The sequence below is a fragment of the Aureimonas sp. Leaf427 genome (assembly GCF_001425485.1).
Classification (GTDB): domain Bacteria; phylum Pseudomonadota; class Alphaproteobacteria; order Rhizobiales; family Rhizobiaceae; genus Plantimonas.
This window is the reverse complement of record NZ_LMQW01000027.1, coordinates 1-16,516: the sequence shown is the minus strand read 5'-3', so window position 1 is coordinate 16,516 and position 16,516 is coordinate 1. Positions and strand designations below refer to the sequence as shown.

At 56.0% G+C, this 16,516-nt stretch carries 15 protein-coding genes; 8 read left to right on the top strand and 7 right to left on the bottom strand.

Annotated elements, in window-relative coordinates; genetic code table 11:
- The 5 genes from ASG62_RS15750 to ASG62_RS15730 all read right to left on the bottom strand — a co-directional run.
- Window positions 1–946 (bottom strand): glycosyltransferase (locus ASG62_RS15750; RefSeq protein ID WP_057180494.1); only part of this gene is annotated, 946 nt, incomplete at its 3' end.
- Window positions 947–1,042: 96 nt separating this feature from the next.
- Complete coding sequence (locus ASG62_RS15745) at window positions 1,043–2,203, bottom strand: DegT/DnrJ/EryC1/StrS family aminotransferase (protein ID WP_082537465.1); 1,161 nt, start codon at window positions 2,201–2,203, stop codon at window positions 1,043–1,045.
- Window positions 2,204–2,368: 165 nt separating this feature from the next.
- Window positions 2,369–3,138, bottom strand: a protein-coding gene (locus ASG62_RS15740; protein WP_156382188.1) for an IS5 family transposase whose coding sequence is annotated in 2 segments (ribosomal slippage) — window positions 2,369–2,823 and window positions 2,823–3,138 — 771 coding nt in all. Because the reading frame shifts where the segments join, the coding sequence is not laid out codon by codon here.
- A gap of 140 nt (window positions 3,139–3,278) precedes the next feature.
- Window positions 3,279–4,466 carry a glycosyltransferase gene (locus ASG62_RS25720; protein ID WP_162246052.1) on the bottom strand — a complete coding sequence of 396 codons (1,188 nt, stop codon included), beginning with the start codon at window positions 4,464–4,466 and terminating at the stop codon, window positions 3,279–3,281.
- Between the two features lie 36 nt (window positions 4,467–4,502).
- Window positions 4,503–6,008 carry a glycosyltransferase family 4 protein gene (locus ASG62_RS15730; protein WP_056698846.1) on the bottom strand — a complete coding sequence of 502 codons (1,506 nt, stop codon included), beginning with the start codon at window positions 6,006–6,008 and terminating at the stop codon, window positions 4,503–4,505.
- 213 nt (window positions 6,009–6,221) lie between these two features.
- Here ASG62_RS15730 and rfbA point away from each other — a divergent pair, with 213 nt between their 5' ends.
- Window positions 6,222–7,136, top strand: coding sequence for a glucose-1-phosphate thymidylyltransferase RfbA (rfbA, locus tag ASG62_RS15725; RefSeq protein ID WP_056698848.1), 915 nt, complete (start codon window positions 6,222–6,224; stop codon window positions 7,134–7,136).
- An 11-nt stretch (window positions 7,137–7,147) separates the two neighbouring features.
- Window positions 7,148–7,810 (top strand): acetyltransferase, encoded by a 663-nt coding sequence (locus tag ASG62_RS15720; RefSeq protein ID WP_056698850.1) that lies wholly within the window; start codon window positions 7,148–7,150, stop codon window positions 7,808–7,810.
- Here ASG62_RS15720 and rfbB read toward each other — a convergent pair.
- Together rfbB and ASG62_RS15710 are read right to left on the bottom strand one after the other, a co-directional pair.
- Entirely contained in the window at window positions 7,807–8,868 is a 1,062-nt protein-coding gene (gene rfbB / locus ASG62_RS15715; protein ID WP_056698853.1) for a dTDP-glucose 4,6-dehydratase, read from the bottom strand. The genes ASG62_RS15720 and rfbB overlap by 4 nt on opposite strands.
- 152 nt (window positions 8,869–9,020) lie before the next feature.
- Complete coding sequence (locus tag ASG62_RS15710; RefSeq protein WP_057180490.1) at window positions 9,021–10,610, bottom strand: hypothetical protein; 1,590 nt, start codon at window positions 10,608–10,610, stop codon at window positions 9,021–9,023.
- 201 nt (window positions 10,611–10,811) lie between these two features.
- On the opposite strand from ASG62_RS15710, the gene rffA reads away from it, so the two are divergent.
- From rffA to ASG62_RS25705, 6 genes are read left to right on the top strand one after another with little or no spacing between them, the layout of a single operon-like run.
- Window positions 10,812–11,957, top strand: coding sequence for a dTDP-4-amino-4,6-dideoxygalactose transaminase (gene rffA, locus ASG62_RS15705; RefSeq protein ID WP_056698858.1), 1,146 nt, complete (start codon window positions 10,812–10,814; stop codon window positions 11,955–11,957).
- Window positions 11,958–11,961: 4 nt separating this feature from the next.
- The gene (locus tag ASG62_RS15700; RefSeq protein WP_056698861.1) at window positions 11,962–12,684 is read left to right on the top strand and encodes a WbqC family protein; all 723 of its coding nucleotides are present in this window, start codon (window positions 11,962–11,964) and stop codon (window positions 12,682–12,684) included.
- A complete protein-coding gene (locus tag ASG62_RS15695; RefSeq protein ID WP_056698864.1) occupies window positions 12,681–13,664 on the top strand; it encodes a glycosyltransferase family 2 protein in 984 nt (327 codons plus the stop codon). Before ASG62_RS15700 ends, ASG62_RS15695 begins: the two co-directional genes overlap by 4 nt.
- Window positions 13,664–14,842: a class I SAM-dependent methyltransferase gene (locus ASG62_RS25715; protein ID WP_082537467.1), complete on the top strand. Its 1,179-nt coding sequence runs from the start codon at window positions 13,664–13,666 to the stop codon at window positions 14,840–14,842. Before ASG62_RS15695 ends, ASG62_RS25715 begins: the two co-directional genes overlap by 1 nt.
- A gap of 11 nt (window positions 14,843–14,853) precedes the next feature.
- Window positions 14,854–15,687 carry a phytanoyl-CoA dioxygenase family protein gene (locus tag ASG62_RS25710; RefSeq protein WP_082537468.1) on the top strand — a complete coding sequence of 278 codons (834 nt, stop codon included), beginning with the start codon at window positions 14,854–14,856 and terminating at the stop codon, window positions 15,685–15,687.
- The gene (locus ASG62_RS25705) at window positions 15,684–16,325 is read left to right on the top strand and encodes a class I SAM-dependent methyltransferase (protein ID WP_156382187.1); all 642 of its coding nucleotides are present in this window, start codon (window positions 15,684–15,686) and stop codon (window positions 16,323–16,325) included. The genes ASG62_RS25710 and ASG62_RS25705 overlap by 4 nt, the downstream gene beginning before the upstream one ends.
- Window positions 16,326–16,516: the final 191 nt, after the last annotated feature.

The window sequence follows — 16,516 nt, the reverse complement described above, 5'->3', positions numbered from 1 at the left end:
CATCGCACAGGGCGAGCAGATTGGCTCCGGCGGCTTCGAGGTCTGGCTGGGGAGGGCCATTCAGGAGATCGTGGAAGTCCTTGAACCGTTCCATGGGGGCCTTCGCCAGAACGAGCGCCAGAAGAGCGAGACGCTCGCGCGCGGTCAGGACGGGGAAGCTTGGATGCTGCCAGAGCCAGTCCTTGATGCGCGAGACGACGGTTGGAACTCCTACCTCGTGGGCGAGTGGGATGAGGTTGCGCCCCATAAGATAGGCGATCTCGACCAGCGTGCCGCGCGCATTGGCATGCGTTACTCCCTTGTCGTGCAGCCGGTAGAAGGTCAGCGGTTCCTCCACCAGCGCAAAGCGCCGCCCGTGGCGCAGCGCCCGCGTCCAGACCTCGAAATCGGGTGCATAGACCATGTCGGGATCGTAGAGTCCGTAGGTCTCGTGGAAACGGCGCCGCACCATGGTGGAGGATCTGCAGAGCCGATTCTCGACCACCCAGGATTCCGGCTTGTTGGGCGCCCAGTCGTGATTGAGATAGGGTTCGAGTTCGAAGGCCCGGGGATGCCCCTGCCCTTTTGCATCCATGAACCGAACATGGGTGCCCACGATGTCGACGTCGGGCCGCGCCTCGAAAAGCCGAAGTTGCAGGRCGGTGCGGTTGGGCGCGATCCAGTCGTCGGAGTCTACATTCGCGATGAAGCGCCCACGCGAAGCGGCAAAGGCTCGGTTGAACGAGGCCGAACCGCCGAGGTTGGTCTCGTTCTCGATCACCACGATCCGCGGATCGGCAAGAGAGCGCAGGAAGTCCACCGAACCGTCGGACGAGCCGTCGTCGATCACGACGATCTCGAAGTCCTGCACCGTCTGCGAAAGGATGCTGTCGATCGTCTGGCCGATATAGTGACGGTAATTGTAGGACAAAACGACAAACGAGACGAGAGGCTCACCGCCGCTCATGCAAGAGCACTCCGAACCGTATCGGTATCGTCTGGCCGATATAGTGACGGTAATTGTAGGACAAAACGACAAACGAGACGAGAGGCTCACCGCCGCTCATGCAAGAGCACTCCGAACCGTATCGGATACGAGCCGAACCTGACCCTCTGTCAAAAATTCATGGAACGGCAGCCCGATGACACGACGGCCGAGATCTTCTGTCACGTCGAGCCGGTCGCGCGGTGCGTGGGCGAAGGGGGCATGGGTATGGCAGCCGAGCGACCACCAGCGCCGCCAGGGCACGTTGCGAGTTTCAAGTGCGGCAATCACCGTATCGACGCAATCTACGGGAAGGCCGATGTTGATCGTCATCGAGACCCACTCTTCCCCGAAACCTGCATGCCAATCCACCGGCACATTTCCCAGATGGCGACGATAGGCCAGCGCGATGGCCTTTAGCCGAGCTTCCTTCGCGGTAGCTTGCGCCAGAGCGGCCAAGCCGACGGCCGCGGCATATTCGGAGATACGATAGTTTCCCCCGTGGCGAGCGGCCGTACGAGTGCCAGGTACAAACCCGAAGGAGGCGGCGCTACGGGCGGCAGCGATGAAGTCCGCATCCTCCGAAACGATGGCGCCCCCCTCCCCAATCCCCAGCATTTTCGTTGCGTGGAGACTGACGCAAGCCGGAACACGCCCGACCGCATCGAGCGACAGCGCCGCTGCAGCCATGTCTAATACGACCGGAATACCGGTTCGATCCTCGAATGCGTTCCACGCGGCCTGATCGACCGGCGCGCCAAACGGGCTTACGGCAACCACTGCCGCCGGCGGTTCGGTCAATTGCGGAAGTATCGCCTCGGCAATCACAGGCGTCAGGGCCCAACTGACGGGATCGACATCCGTCAACCAAGGCTCATAGCCCGCATTTGCTACGGCATGCGCTGTGGCGATGAAGGTATAGGCCGGCATCAGGACGAAGCGCCCCGGCTTAGCGCGCAAACGCAGAGAAAGCTCGATTGCTGTCGTACCATTCGATATGGTAGCGACGTGTAGAGTTGCCGGATCGGAAAGACGAGACTGTAGCAATCCCGCAAATTCGGCGGAGAAGCGACGATTTAGCGGACCATCATTCGAATACACGTGGCGTTCGTCGATTTCCCTAAAAAAGGGTAACAAAACGTCGATCATCGGCAGTAAAGGCATCATCAGCACCGGCGGCGTTACAGCGCCTGAAATTGCCGGCTCGACTGACCCGTCTGTCCCATGAATTTCGATCATTGCTTTCCCGCTCGATGGCTCAACGTTCAAACTGCCACTAAGAAGGCGTGCTCCGAAGTCGGCGAGAATTCCTGTCAGCCGACCCACCCCCGATGTCAAGCCATCGAAGCGCTCGAAATTTACACGAGTCCATTGCTACCTCAAAAACTGATTCCCTAAGGTCTGTTAGCGCTTGAGCCAGTCGAGAGCGGCGGCGAGGCATAGGACGCCGAGGAAGCTGGCGGTGGTTTTCTCGTATCGGGTGGCGACGGCGCGCCATTCCTTCAGCCGCGCCCGGAGGCGCTCGACCTTGTTGCGGTTGTTGTAGATCCAGTTCGGGCAAGCGACCGGCGCCTCGTGCCGCAGCGGCGGAATGGCGGGACGCGATCCCATGTCCCAGATGTGCTGGCGGAAAGCGTGGCTGGTGTAGCCGCGATCCGCCACGACCCACTTGGGCACGTCCGACAGACGATCGAGAAGTGGAACGGCGTGCGGCAGTTCGTGCGCCTGTCCTGGCGCCAGACGAAAGGCGATGGCGTGTCCTGCGCCGTCGGCCATCACGCAAGCCTTGGTCCCATAGCCTCCACGAGATCGGCCAAGCGCTTCACGATCATCTCGCTCTTTCGCAGACCCCCCTTTCGACTGGCGCCTGCCGCCTTTTGATGGGCTCGGATGTTGGTGCCGTCGAGAAAGGTCATGCCGAACTTGATGCCGTTCTCCTGGACCAGGGCCAGCAGCCTTTCCCAGGCTCCCAGCCGCGACCAGCGGATGAAGGTCTGCGCTGCCATCCACCAGGGTCCGAATTCAGCCGGCACGGACCGCCACTTCGCCCCGTTCTGATGGCGCCAGAGGATGGCCTCGATCGTGCGCCGCAGATGCGGGCTTGGGACCTTGGCATGCGGGCGGCAGATCTCGATCAGCGGCTCCAGCACAGCCCATTGTTGATCCGTCAGCATCTCGCTCTCCTCCAGCGGAAAAGCGATCGACATAGAGTCGGGAGCAGCCGCTAACAGGCTCTAGAGGGCTTATTAGGAATTGAATGTCTAAAGCTAATATAATAAGTCAGAAGACATAATTTAGCGTTTACTTTCTCATTTCAACGAAATACTCGCGCTAGCGATAAGATGGCTTCCACAAGGCGTTTGGGCGAAAACCGCTGATGTGCCCTGGAATGCCCCCTCTCTGCAATTTCTGATAAGACTTGCGGTTCATCGGAAAGACGTCCTAGCATTTCAGCCAGTTCTTCAACGCGGCTATAGCTCAAAAAGTCTCGACCATCGACGAATTCGCTTTCCAGTACTGCGTTTGGGGCAGCCAGCACGGCCGCTCCGACGGAGAAAGCGCCCAGGGCGCGCTCATGAAAGCCAGTATGGTGCGGTAGCGGACAAATCACTCCGTCGGAATTCGCCATTGCAGCAAGAAGTTCTCCAAAATTTCGAGCCGGTAGATATTCAAATCCGCCATGACTCGTATCTTCCATCGAGGCTGTCGTAAGAATAGTAATTGGAAGGCCAGCGAGGCCCTGCAAAAGATTACGACGGCGCTCGAATTTAACAAGATCTGCGATAGCGGTAAGTAGAAAACGATGGTCTGCATTGAAAGCGTCGAAAAGTAGCCCAACCTCACGACAAGCTCGGCGTGTTTCCACCCGCGGATCAAGACAGAGGTCGGCAATACAGGCATCCGATACAGCTTCAAATATGTTTTTAAGTATCCGCGCTCGATAACTGCGATAGACTGCAAGGCGAGCTTTTACTAGGGATGGTGGAGGAAGCTGAATAGGAAGCAGCCAACGTATTGAACGCCTTCCGACATCGCTCACCACATCAGGCTGAGTTTTAGGAAATGTGATGGACGGGACAAAGCGAACATTGTGAATGTTGAGTTCATGCGCTTCATGCACGTAACCGTAGTCCGTCGACAATACATATCGCTGAGGATAGTTCAGAAGCATCTGATGCGAAAGTGTCTCGTTTGTAGGACAGTCATGCATCACATCAAACAGAGGTTTATTGAATTTCTGGAAAACAGAATTCAATTGTCCAATTTCGTCATTTGCCAACGAAAGCTCAGATCCAAAACCATTGAAGCAGATAAAGAACACACACCTCTCGTCCTGGAGAGCGTCTTTTACGAGCCTGGGATGGGTCCTGTAATCATAAATTTTTGAGGAAATATCGAACTCGATAAGAGCACTTGCAATTTCATTCGCAAAAACGGAATTGTGCTCAAATCCATCGATTTCGCGACAAATCAAAATTACAGCATACGAATTCGGCATCATCTTATTTTTCACCATTTGAAATAAATATTATCAGTTTTATTTCAGATCTCTTGAAAGAATTCGGAGCAGGCGGCGCAGAATCCGGGAAGTAAAAGACAAAAAAGCCGAACGCAGTGTTAAAGATTTTTTTCGGGGATGGTTAATTTCTGTTTGAGAAGGATTATTTTTTGACCAGCTCTCATAGAATAAAGATAATTTCTCATACTCCCGGAAGAGGTTGTCGTGTCTCTCCTCGCCATATCGATTGGACTCGTTCAAAAGCGAGGTCAGTTGCTCGATGGTTTGTCGGGCATGATCTGCCGCCATGCGAGCAGCGACGACTTCCGCCGTGTCCAAGCTGCTCATCAGCGCGCTCGGGCGAACCACGAGACATTCGTCCCGGAGTAACTCGTCCACGATCACTCCCGTTCGCGATTTCAGTTGCCTATCAATGTCGAAAACACGCCGGAACGCGAGTTCGTTTGCTCGCGCCAAAGTATAGAGACGACCTGGATCGGCAACCAAGGCGCGTATCCGAGCGATTGTTTGCTCGACATCGCGATTGATAATCATGATATCTTCGCCGTCGTAAAAGGCGGCATTGAGCGCAAGTGGGTCCGTAATGAAGTTCACGACACCGCGAAATCCCGCCTCCATGCAGCTTCCAGTGGGAAATCCGTCGAAAGCACCTCGCCCGGCACCGGCTGGGTGATTGGGTGACAGAATGATGTCCATATTCGGATAGAACGTATCGAAAAATTTACTTTTTTGTGCACCGTAAAACGTTATCAGCGCTTCAGCCTGCCCCAAGGGAATATCTTGAGGCGTGTAGTCTCCAACGACATGAAAGCGGAACCGCTCATCCGTCGCGAGAGCACGAGCGATTTCAACAAACTGATCATACCCCTTCTGAGTGAAATCGTCGCTGTAACGGTGGGCCACGAAGCATATGTCGATCGTCTCTTTGTCGCGTCCGTAGAGTTTCTTGTCACGGTCGAAGATAAAATCGACGCGGCTGTTGAACACGCCACCGTAGATGAATTCGATCTTCGACGGATCGCAATCAGTCTTATCGACCAAATATTCCGACGTTATCGTTTGGGTCGTTATGATGCGGCGGCAAAGGGGGGAGTGGACCACCTTGCGCAAATGTTCATCACTCAATCTAACGTAGGGTTCGAATGCACCTCCGGGATATAGCTGAAGGACAAAGGGAATGCGACGCTGTTCGAAATGAGGAAGCAGCCGCTGAGCATTGCCGAGAAAGGTTACATAGGCAAGGCGAGGCACGAGGTTTGCCGCCTTGTCGAAAGCGAGGATTCGCGACTTCAACGTTTCGGCGATAGGAAGCTGAGCCTTCAGATCGCCCATACCTCGATGCGCAAAATCGAAATGCCATGCTTCGAGTGACACGACAACGGACGATCGAAAAAACGATAGGTAGTGTTCGTACTCCAGCGTTCGGAACGGTGAGGCCGGCGAGGGTAAAACATCGTCGTAGATTGCGAGGTCCGCATAGCGTACGTCATCGTCTAGCTCCGGTTTCGGCGCAAAGCTCGTCATGATTCGCAGCCTTTCTGGCTCTCGCTTCAGCTCCTTCGCCACAACCGCCTGCTCGAGGAAGCTACCCTCGATAACCGATCAAACTTGTGCTTCTCGAGCAGGACCTACGCGTGTTATCCGCCTTGGACTGGCTTGCCAAGAGGCGCATGCCACCTTCACACAGACAGCTTATTGCAACGGACATCGACAGGTTCGAAAATGGGACGGCAAACAATGAAGGGCATTATTCTCGCCGGTGGCAGTGGTACGCGTTTGCACCCCATGACGCTTGTAACGTCAAAACAGCTGATGCCGATCTACGACAAGCCGATGATATACTATCCGTTGTCGGCATTGATGCTTGCCGGCATTCGAGAAATATTGATCATTTCGACTCCAAACGACTTGCCGCGTTTCAAGCAGCTGCTGGGCGATGGACACTCATGGGGCCTGTCTCTTTCGTATGTTGAGCAGCCGAGCCCGGAGGGACTGGCACAAGCCTATATTCTTGGCGCGGATTTCGTCGGAACGGATCCGTCCTGGCTGATCCTGGGCGATAATGTCTTTTACGGGCATCGTCTGGCGGCCATCCTCCAACGCACTTCTGCACAACGGGATGGCGCGACGGTGTTTGCCTACCACGTGTCCGACCCCGAGCGGTACGGCGTCGTGGAGTTTAGTGGCGAAGGACGCGCAATATCGATCGAGGAGAAGCCTGCCCGTCCTCGATCCCGCTGGGCGGTGACGGGGCTGTACCATTACGGTCCGGAAGTGATCGAAATCGCGCGTTCGCTGAAGCCTTCCGCGCGTGGCGAGCTCGAAATCACCGATGTCAACCGTCGTTATCTGGAAATGGGACGCCTAAATGTCGAGCGGTTGGGCCGCGGCTTCGCTTGGCTCGACACCGGTACGCCGGATGCGCTGCTGGAGGCTTCAGCTTTCGTCCAATCCTTGGAGAAACGGCAAGCTGTCAAAATCTCCTGCCCCGAGGAGATCGCGTTCCGGATGGGCTTTATCAATGAGGGGGAATTTCTCGCTCTGGCGGACCGTTTCGGCCGCAGCCCCTATGGACAGTACCTTCGGCAAGTGGTCGAGGAGGGAGCGGAGTCAGGCTCGCGTCCCGGCAACGTCTCAGAAATGATCGGCTGAGTCTGTTCACAATGCGTCGAATTTTCATCTTCGGCTGCGGTGGCTCCGGACGAGAGATGCTGCAGATCATCCGAGAACTGACGCAGGCCGGCAACCAGATCGAACCAGTGGCCTTTATCGTTGATCCGGGTATTGAGGCACCAGCCGTTGTGGACGGCCTCCCGATCCTTCGCGGTTTTTCCGAAGCGCGGCAGGACCCGAGCGCAGAGGTCGCCATTGGACTTGGTTCGCCAGCCGCCCGGCGGAAGGTGGCCCGCCGGCTGGACGAAGCAGGCCTGAAAGGCGCGACGCTCATTCACCCACGGGCCTTGATCGGGCAAAATGTGAGCCTCGGCCCGGGCACTTTGGTCTGTGCGAATGCGGTTATGACGACCGACATCCGACTTGGTGCACATGTCCATGTCAACATTGCCGCCACGGTCAGTCACGACAGTCAGCTAGACGATTTTGCAACTTTGGCGCCAGGCGTTCATCTGGCCGGAAACGTCGTCCTCGAGGAGGGCGTGGAGATGGGGGTGGGAGCATGTGCGATCCCGGGCATTCGGATCGGTCACTGGGCTATGATCGGCGGTGGAGCGACGGTAACGCGAGATATCCCGCCCAATGCCGTCGCCGTCGGCGTACCGGCGCAGGAAATTCGTCGCCGCGTTGCGGGGTGGGAGCGGTTGCCTTAACCGTCAGCAAGCCCAAGGCGCTCGCCACGATAACCGCCGGAGCGGACGCGCTCCCACCAAGTCCGGTTGGCCATGTACCAATCGATAGTGCGTGTCAGCCCGTCCTCGAAGGTGACAGCCGGCCCCCAGCCGAGCTCGTTCTTGATCTTGCTGCAATCGATCGCATAGCGGCGGTCGTGCCCTGGACGATCCGTGACATGAGTGATGAGGCTTTCGCGGAAACCGCGTCGATCTCCGAGGCGATCATCGACGATCGCGCAGATGGCTCTAACCACTTCGATATTCTCACGCTCTGCCTGCCCACCGATATTGTAGGTCTCGCCCACCCTTCCTCGCTCCGCGACGCTTAGCAGGGCCCGCGCATGATCTTCAACGAAGAGCCAGTCGCGCACCTGCCGGCCGTCACCGTAAACCGGCAGCGGCTTTCCTTCCAGCGCATTCAAGATCATCAAAGGAACCAGCTTCTCGGGAAAATGGTAGGGGCCGTAATTGTTGGAACAGTTGGTCACGACGGTCGGCAGTTCGAAGGTGTGGTGGAAGGCAGAAACGAAGTGGTCTGACGCCGCCTTCGAAGCCGAATAAGGCGATCGCGGATCGTAGGCCGTCGTCTCCGTGAACAGCCCCTCCGGTCCAAGGGAGCCGTAGACCTCGTCGGTAGAGATGTGGTGAAAGCGGAAATGATCACGTCGATCCGCACTCATCGCACGCCAATGGGCAAGCGCTGCCTCAAGCAAGGCAACGGTTCCAGCGACGTTCGTCAAAACGAACTCGCCCGGTCCGTCGATGGAGCGGTCGACATGGCTTTCGGCCGCCAGATGCATGATCACATCGGGATCGAATTCACCTAGAATCGCGCGCATGTGCGCCGCGTTGCAAATGTCGGCACGCACGAAGTGGTAGCGTTCATTGTCGGCAACGCTTGCGAGCGAGTCGAGATTGCCCGCATATGTCAGCTTGTCCACGACGAGACATGTGTGATCCGTCGCCTCGATCAGATGGCGTGTGACGGCCGAGCCGATGAAGCCCGCTCCTCCAGTGATCAAGTACCGCTTTGCCAAACATGCCTCCTTCGATGCGGAGCCGCCGCAGTCGGTTTCCACTTTTCGCCTAGAACATCGCCGCGGTGGGCGCAACGGCACCCACAGCTAGGCCCGGAGAAACTCGTTGCCGCTCCTGCGCTAGTTTCGATGCCCTGAGGGGCAGTCTTCTCTCAACGAGGACATGAGTAGGTTCCGACAAAGATACCCGGCAACGACAATTCCTCAATAACGACCTGCCGGCTGTCCAACCTTTCTGAACAATATGTAGCGAGGAGATCTCGCGCTCCAGGCCATGTGATAAAGGACAAGCCGCTTGCAGACCGGTAGGCGGCGAGCAGATTGTCGATGTCGCCCCCGAAATGAGCAAGCGCAAGCGGCGAACGCTGATGTGTGCCAATTCCAAAGAAACGCTGTTGCGGCATGTCCTCCCGCCGTTCGAGCGGCCGATACAGTCCTTCGAAAGGCAGATTGGCAGCCCACACGAGATAAAGGCGATCTGAGTCGAGGCTCGCGAGTGATACGGTCGCCGACGCTGCGTTACGCGCCTTCGTGTTCGCCATGGCGCCGACGCCGAAGACCGTGGCGATGCCCGCGGCCAAGCCTACCCAGGCAGCGACACGACCTGTACTTCGCCGGTCAGGTACAACAGCCAAAGGCACGCAGGCTAACAGGACAAGAAGCGGGAAATACACACGCGAGATCGTCGTTCGTCCGGCCGCTGTAATCAACAGTGCCAAAAGCAGAAAAATACCGAGCGCGGCAAGCCAACGCGCGCGGACTTGGCGCGTGACCGCCGCCAACGCTATGGCCAAAGCCGAGATTGCAAGCATGCTTGGTGCCAAAAAGTCCGACCACAACGCACCCAAACGATCAGCATTTAATAAAAATGACCTATGTGCTCCTGCGGTCGCGATAGCCGCTCGCAAGGCCTCTGGCTTCGTCATGCCAGGATCGAGAAACCACCAGCTCGACAGCAAAAGAGCATCATTCAGAGATAACCCACCCGCCGAACGAGCCTGGGCGTTGGCGATGAGTTCGCTTCCCATCCCGAAATCGGTAATGGCTGCCCGTAAGAGATTAAGATCTCGAAAGTCTTCCCATTCCGGGCTCGCGAGTGCCGAAAAATGGTCGAACGCGGCAAGATAGTAAAGGGATGCGGCGACCAGACCCGCAACCCATGCGCGACCAGAACGTAGAAGCGACCATTGCAAAAGGAATGGTATAGCCACCAGCAGGACCATCGCGACCATTTCCGCTCTTATCAGCGAACCGAACAGAACAAAGACTGCGGCTGTCGGCGGCAGGAGGCCCTGCGGTCGCCGAGCATACGCAAGGAGCAGGCAAACTGCCGCGATTGCGCAAAAGCCGGCCACGATAGTGAATTGAGGTGCCATCAAACCGCGCAGCCCCGCCATTCCAACGAGTAGAAGCGTCAATCCCGTCATACCATTCAGACGACGCAACGACGTGGCGATGGTTGCCATGGAAAGAACTTGAGCGCCCAGAAGCACGAGACCGTAGCTCCATCGGTCGAAGGGAGCCCCGATCCACAGGATGAGCCGACCCAGCCAGATGTTGGAGAATAGGAGCAAGGGGGACGGCTCGTAACCGAGCCCAAACCCATGCGCATACATCATGGAGGCGACATCGTCGTTGGTTTCAAAAAAAACCCCGATGTACGCATCGGCGACGAGGACGGCTGCCCCGTAAAGAAAGATTGCGATCACAAATACGGTCAAGCAGGACCAGCGACGTTTCATCCGCGAACGATTCCGAGCTTGAGCGACGTGAACGGCGCGGCTGTCATTATGAATGGCGCCTGTTATCACCACAAAGAGTTTTGGAGAAGTAGGCGGAAGCGCCACCATAGTTGCGCACCGAGCCGCATTATCTGATTGACGACCGAGTGCTCGCGTTTCTATTGGGGACACGGCATCGTGCCGAGGTCGAGCCCTTATGACATGAGCCGCGTTCCCTTCAACATCCCCCCCCTCGGCGGTCGCGAGTTCGATTACCTGCAGGAGGTTTTTGGCACCCGGGGCTTTTCAGGCAATGGCACCTTCACCGGCCGCTGCCAAGCCTGGCTGAAGCACCGTCTTGGCGTGGCAGATGCACTCCTCACACAATCCTGCACCTCTGCGCTTGAAATGGCCGCGATCCTGGCTCACCTCGAGCCCGGCGACGAGGTCATCATGCCGTCTTACACCTTTGTGTCTACGGCGAATGCAGTTGTATTGCGCAACGCGACTCCGGTATTTGTCGATATTCGACCTGACACATTGAACATAGACGAGACACTAATCGAGGCTGCGATAACCCCACGGACACGAGCAATTTTTGTCGTCCACTATGCCGGTGTGTGCGCCGAAATGGACCCCATTCTCGCACTGGCTCGCCGTCATGGGCTGATGGTCGTGGAGGATGCTGCCCAGGCCTTGCTTTCAACCTACCGGGGACGTCCCGCAGGAGCGCTGGGAGATCTCGGCTGCTTCAGCTTCCACGAGACGAAAAATGTTACGTCGGGCGAAGGTGGTGCCCTCGCGGTGGTCGATCCCGATCTCGCCGAGCGAGCCTTCGTGATCTGGGAAAAGGGTACGAACCGTCGGGCATTCAAGCTGGGTCAGGTCGATAAATACACCTGGATGGATTGTGGTTCGTCGTTTCTACCTAGTGAGATCACGGCCGCTGTGCTCCTCGCCCAACTTGAGGAAGTCGAACGTTTCAACAGCGAGCGCCGCGTGGTTTGGACGCACTATCACCAGGCATTCGCCGGGTTGGAAGCCGCCGGTCTCGCACGTCGGCCGTTTGTCCCGCAGCATTGCGAGCATAATGCTCATATGTACTATCTGATTCTACGTGATCGCACAGCTCGCGACGGACTCATCGAAACCCTGCGCGAGCGGGACATCGGAGCACCGTTCCACTACATTCCGCTCCACTCCTCCCCGGCCGGGTTGCGCTATGGGCGTACGGAAGGACAATTGCCCGTGACCGATCGCACCAGTTCAGGTCTTCTTCGCCTACCGCTCTTTGCTGGGATGGCCATCGATGCTGCCGACCGAGTGATCGAAGCAGTCCATACCGGACTACGGCACGCGGTAGCTTGAAGCGATGCGCCATTCAAAGACCGTCGTCATAACGCAATCCAACTATCTGCCATGGCGTGGATACTTCGACCTTTTGCGTAGTGCTGACGAGGTGATCCTTCTGGACAGCGTGCAATACACGCGCCGAGACTGGCGCAATCGCAACCGGATCAAGACATCGACAGGGCCCGCCTGGTTGACGGTCGCCGTCGAAGCGAAAGGGCGTTACGAGCAATCGATCGACGAGACGCGTATAGCGGATCCGTCGTGGTGTGAAACCCATGTCCGCTCGATCGAGCACGCCTATCGTCGAGCAGCATCTTTTGAGGCGGCTTCACGGTGGCTCTTCCCGGTCATGCGATCGGTGGCGCACAAGCCTTTACTCTCACGCGTAAACGAAGACCTGTTGCGGGAATTTTGCGAAAGACTGGGTTTTGCCGTCAAGATGACCCGATGCACCGATGTTCTCCCGCGGGACGAACTCCGCCTCATGGAGCCGACCACCCGGCTTCTCTCACTTGCTAAGGCACGCGGGGCGACGTGCTATCTGAGCGGGCCCGCGGCCAAAGCTTATCTCGATGTAGAGAGGTTCAACGCGGAAGGAATCGAAGTCGCTTGGATGGACTATGCGGGCTACCCTGATTATCGGCAGCTATGGGGTTCTTTTGAACCATCTGTATCGATCGTCGATCTATTTATGAACATGGGCGATGAAGCACTAAACTACGTCGCGAGACGCAGCCAGTGAGGCTCTCGATCGTATCCACCCTCTATCGATCGGCATCCACGATCGATGAATTTTGCAAACGCTGTCTCGTTGCGGCGGAGCGTATCACCGCCGACATCGAGATCATTCTGGTGAACGACGGATCGCCAGATGACAGCTTAGAACGTGCGCTGAATCTCTTCGAAACAGACGACCGTATCGTGATCGTCGATCTTTCCCGCAACTTTGGTCATCATAAAGCGATGATGACGGGTCTAGCTCACGCGACCGGAGATCTTGTTTTTCTAATCGACTCCGATCTCGAAGAAGAGCCGGAGCTGCTTGAATCGTTTTACGATGAAATGATTCGAACGCGCTCGGAAGTTATCTATGGAGTCCAGGGCGCCAGACGCGGTCGGCTCTTCGAACGCTTGACCGGGGCGGCATTCTTCTCGATCACGAACCACTTCAGTGACGAACCGCTCCCCCGTAATGTGGTCACGGCGCGATTGATGGTGAAAGACTATGTGTCGGCGCTCGTTCAACACTTAGACCGGGATTTTGCAATAGCGCATCTTTGGTTGATTACCGGATTCCGACAGTCGCCGCTGACCATTCAAAAGCTTTCCCATTCGAAGACGACATATTCGAAGCGACATAGAATCGATCTAGCAATTAAACATATTACTACAAATTCTACAAAGATACTTCGGTACGTTCTATACAGCGGTCTCTTTCTATCGACTTGCTCGTTCCTTTTAATATTTTACTATTTTTTAAGATATCTAGTTGGCGGAGTTGGCGTTGACGGATTTACCTCGATCATCATATCGATTTTATTTTTTGGCGGAATCAATACGCTGATACTGGGAATTTTAGGAACGTACGTTGCGAACATTCTGCTGGAGGTAAAACCTAGACCTTACACGATCGTTCGTAAGGTATACAGGGAGTCATTGTATAGCGGCGAGACTAAGCGCCAGACCGCCTTGCTCGATACTAGCAAGCTAGGTGCAGGCTGATGCCTGAAATATTGCCGTTAAAGGATGCGAAAGATCGTGCTGGAGTTCGCAGCCTTACAGCTTGTGCTCTCTGCGGCGGGCCACGGCATGCCCTGCCGACGCTGGGCCCCCCATCAATTTTGAGCGATGGTCGAATCGACTCCCGTCCGCTTCGTAAGGCCTCCTGTTTGTCTTGCGGGTCGTCCAGCCATGCCGCATCCACGGTTCAGCAAGTTGTTCGCGCATCGTACGATCGATCCTACGATCTGGGGATAGCTCAAGATCCGAGCGCAGAAACGCGAGGTTCAGCCTATGGGTCCGCCATCCTTGCAGCTCTCGGCAGTGACATGCCGAAAAGCGTTCTGGATGTAGGGTGCGGCTCCGGGAGTTTGCTCAATTCGCTCGCCAGACATCTTCCTGGCGGCCGCCTCGTCGGCGTGGAGGCAGCGACGCAACTCGCTGCAGCAGCGTCCAGACGAGGATTGACCATCATCGAAAGTTTTGCCGAAGATCTTCCGCTTCCATCGAAACCCTTCGATCTCGTGTGCAGCGTGAACGTGATCGAGCATACCCACGATCCGGCTAAGTTTTTATGGAGCCTATCTCGGCAGGCAACCGAAGACGGCTATGTTGCTGTCGTATGCCCTCGAGCAGACCGGCCCAACCTCGAACTCGTCTTCCAAGATCATATCTTCGGCTTAACACACCAAGCCCTCTTAAGGTTGGGTCAGGATGTCGGCCTGACACTGATAAGATATAGCCCAACCCCCGAAGAAGACGGCGACTTCCAGCTTTGCCTGTTCTCACGAAAGTCGAACGGGGCAATCCAGCCTTCGCTGACCGTTGATCCAAGCTCCATGCATCGGAACCGGGTTGCATACCTTCGCGAATGGCAAAAACTCGACAATTTCTTAATGAGTCAGATTGATGGAAATCCACTTCCATGCTTCGGGGCCGGCGAAGTGGCGGCTCTTATGCGAGCCTATGCTCCGAGGGCTTGGTCTTATGTGGCCGAGCTATTGGTAGACGACCCCGCCACCGCATGGCGACTTGACCGATCGGCCAGGGTGTATAAGCGACCTGATGCTCCAAGTCCTCTGTTGATTGCCGTGCATCCATCGAGGCAGCGCATGGTCGCCAATCGTGTGGAAGGGGATGATTACAGGGCCATATGCTGGCCTGATACGCTCGGCCGTTAAGGAGAATACCGATGATAGAAGCAGTCCGTCGATATGGCGTTCGCGAACAGATTGTCTCAAGGGATGAGATTTCGCGTGCGGCAGAAGACATAAGGCTCGTCGGCTTCACCGTGCTCGATGGCGGCTACTCCGATGACGAACTGAATAATTTATCCTCATGCTTCGATAGAGTGAGGGACGAATATGCTGCGCAGCATGGAGGATATGATGCTCTTCGCGCGATCGACGAGCATTACACGGTTCGCGCTCTTCTAGCTCATGATCGTCGATTCCTAGATCTTGCTCGGAATAGTGCAGTTACACGACTCTGCGCCGAACTGCTCGGCGAATATCATATTCTCAACCAGCAAAATGGAATTGTGAATCCTCCGCATGGAGAAACTTATAATCAAGCTTCTTTCCATCGCGATCTTCCGTACCAGCACTTCACATCAAGTCGGCCCCTGGCAATAAACGCTCTTTTTTGCCTTGATGCTTTTGATCTCGAAAATGGATCGACTTTGATTGTACCTGCATCTCACAAATTGGAAGCGTTCCCGTCAGACGAAACCGTTCGAAAGCATACGGTTCGCGTAACCGCTCCCCGTGGCTCTTTCATCGTCCTCGACTGCATGGTCTATCACTCGGGTGGCACCAACATGACACAGAGACCGAGACGTGCGGTCAATCATGTTTATACGATCCCGCTGATGCGCCAACAGATTGATCTTCCTTCGCTCCTAGGAGATGATTTTCCTACCGATAGTGTCACGTCACAATTTCTTGGTTATTCAGTTCGGAGTCCCCTCACGGTGGCGGCTTACATCGAGGATCGTAGATCCCGCTCTGCGAGCAACTCAAAGTGAGCGAACAGCAAACAGAAATGCTAAGTAAGGTTGCGGCGTATTACGCCGGACGATTGGCAGAGCATGGCGCTACCCCTCAGGGCGTCGATTGGAACGGGCAAGTCGGTCAAGACTTGCGCCACCAGCAGTTCCTTCGCATGATTGAGGACCCGTCTGCCTCGGTCGTTGATTTGGGATGCGGATTCGGCGACTTCCTGCGCTTTCTTCGGGACAGGGGACATTCTGGCGACTTCATAGGCTACGACGTAGCATCGGAGATGATTGAACGAGCGCATCAACTCTATGGCGAGGGTGCAGACCGGCGCTGGGTTGTTGGAACAACACCCGAACCAGGTAGCGTCGATTATGCGGTCGCCAGCGGTATTTTTAACGTTCGAGGTGATGTTTCACTCAATACATGGGACAAATATTTCCAAAATACTATTATGGCTCTCAGCCGCACTGCTAGACGCGGTTTTGCTTTCAACGTCCTCAGCCTTTCGAGCGATCCAGAACGACGTCGCAGCAATCTATATTACGCCGATCCGGTCCAAACTCTGAGTTGGTGCCTGTCCCAATTCGGCCGGAGAGTCGCTCTGCTCCAGGACTACGGCCTTTACGAATTTACGATGATCATCCGCCAAGGCACTGATCGTTGAGGGGAACGTAAGACCTTCCATCACTTCCGAGCGAATCGTTAACGGAACGTGATCCATACCTGGATTGTTTGGTTCAGATTGAAAGCGAATGATCTAGGTGTTCAATCCCAGGGTTTCATGGTGAGATCCTTTCCTCGAATTGGAAGGAGGCTCTATGGGACAGGTTCGTCACGGCAGCGCCACGACCACGC

Bases quoted from the DNA above. Each gene is read 5' to 3' on its own strand.
- ASG62_RS15745 (WP_082537465.1), bottom strand. From the start codon at position 2,203: ATGATCGAAATTCATGGGACAGACGGGTCAGTCGAGCCGGCAATTTCA.
- ASG62_RS15730 (WP_056698846.1), bottom strand. From the start codon at position 6,008: ATGACGAGCTTTGCGCCGAAACCGGAGCTAGACGATGACGTACGCTAT.
- ASG62_RS25715 (WP_082537467.1), top strand. From the start codon at position 13,664: ATGCCTGAAATATTGCCGTTAAAGGATGCGAAAGATCGTGCTGGAGTT.
- ASG62_RS15720 (WP_056698850.1), top strand. From the start codon at position 7,148: ATGCGTCGAATTTTCATCTTCGGCTGCGGTGGCTCCGGACGAGAGATG.
- ASG62_RS25720 (WP_162246052.1), bottom strand. From the start codon at position 4,466: ATGATGCCGAATTCGTATGCTGTAATTTTGATTTGTCGCGAAATCGAT.
- ASG62_RS25710 (WP_082537468.1), top strand. From the start codon at position 14,854: ATGATAGAAGCAGTCCGTCGATATGGCGTTCGCGAACAGATTGTCTCA.
- ASG62_RS15700 (WP_056698861.1), top strand. From the start codon at position 11,962: ATGCGCCATTCAAAGACCGTCGTCATAACGCAATCCAACTATCTGCCA.
- rfbA (WP_056698848.1), top strand. From the start codon at position 6,222: ATGAAGGGCATTATTCTCGCCGGTGGCAGTGGTACGCGTTTGCACCCC.
- ASG62_RS15710 (WP_057180490.1), bottom strand. From the start codon at position 10,610: ATGAAACGTCGCTGGTCCTGCTTGACCGTATTTGTGATCGCAATCTTT.
- rffA (WP_056698858.1), top strand. From the start codon at position 10,812: ATGAGCCGCGTTCCCTTCAACATCCCCCCCCTCGGCGGTCGCGAGTTC.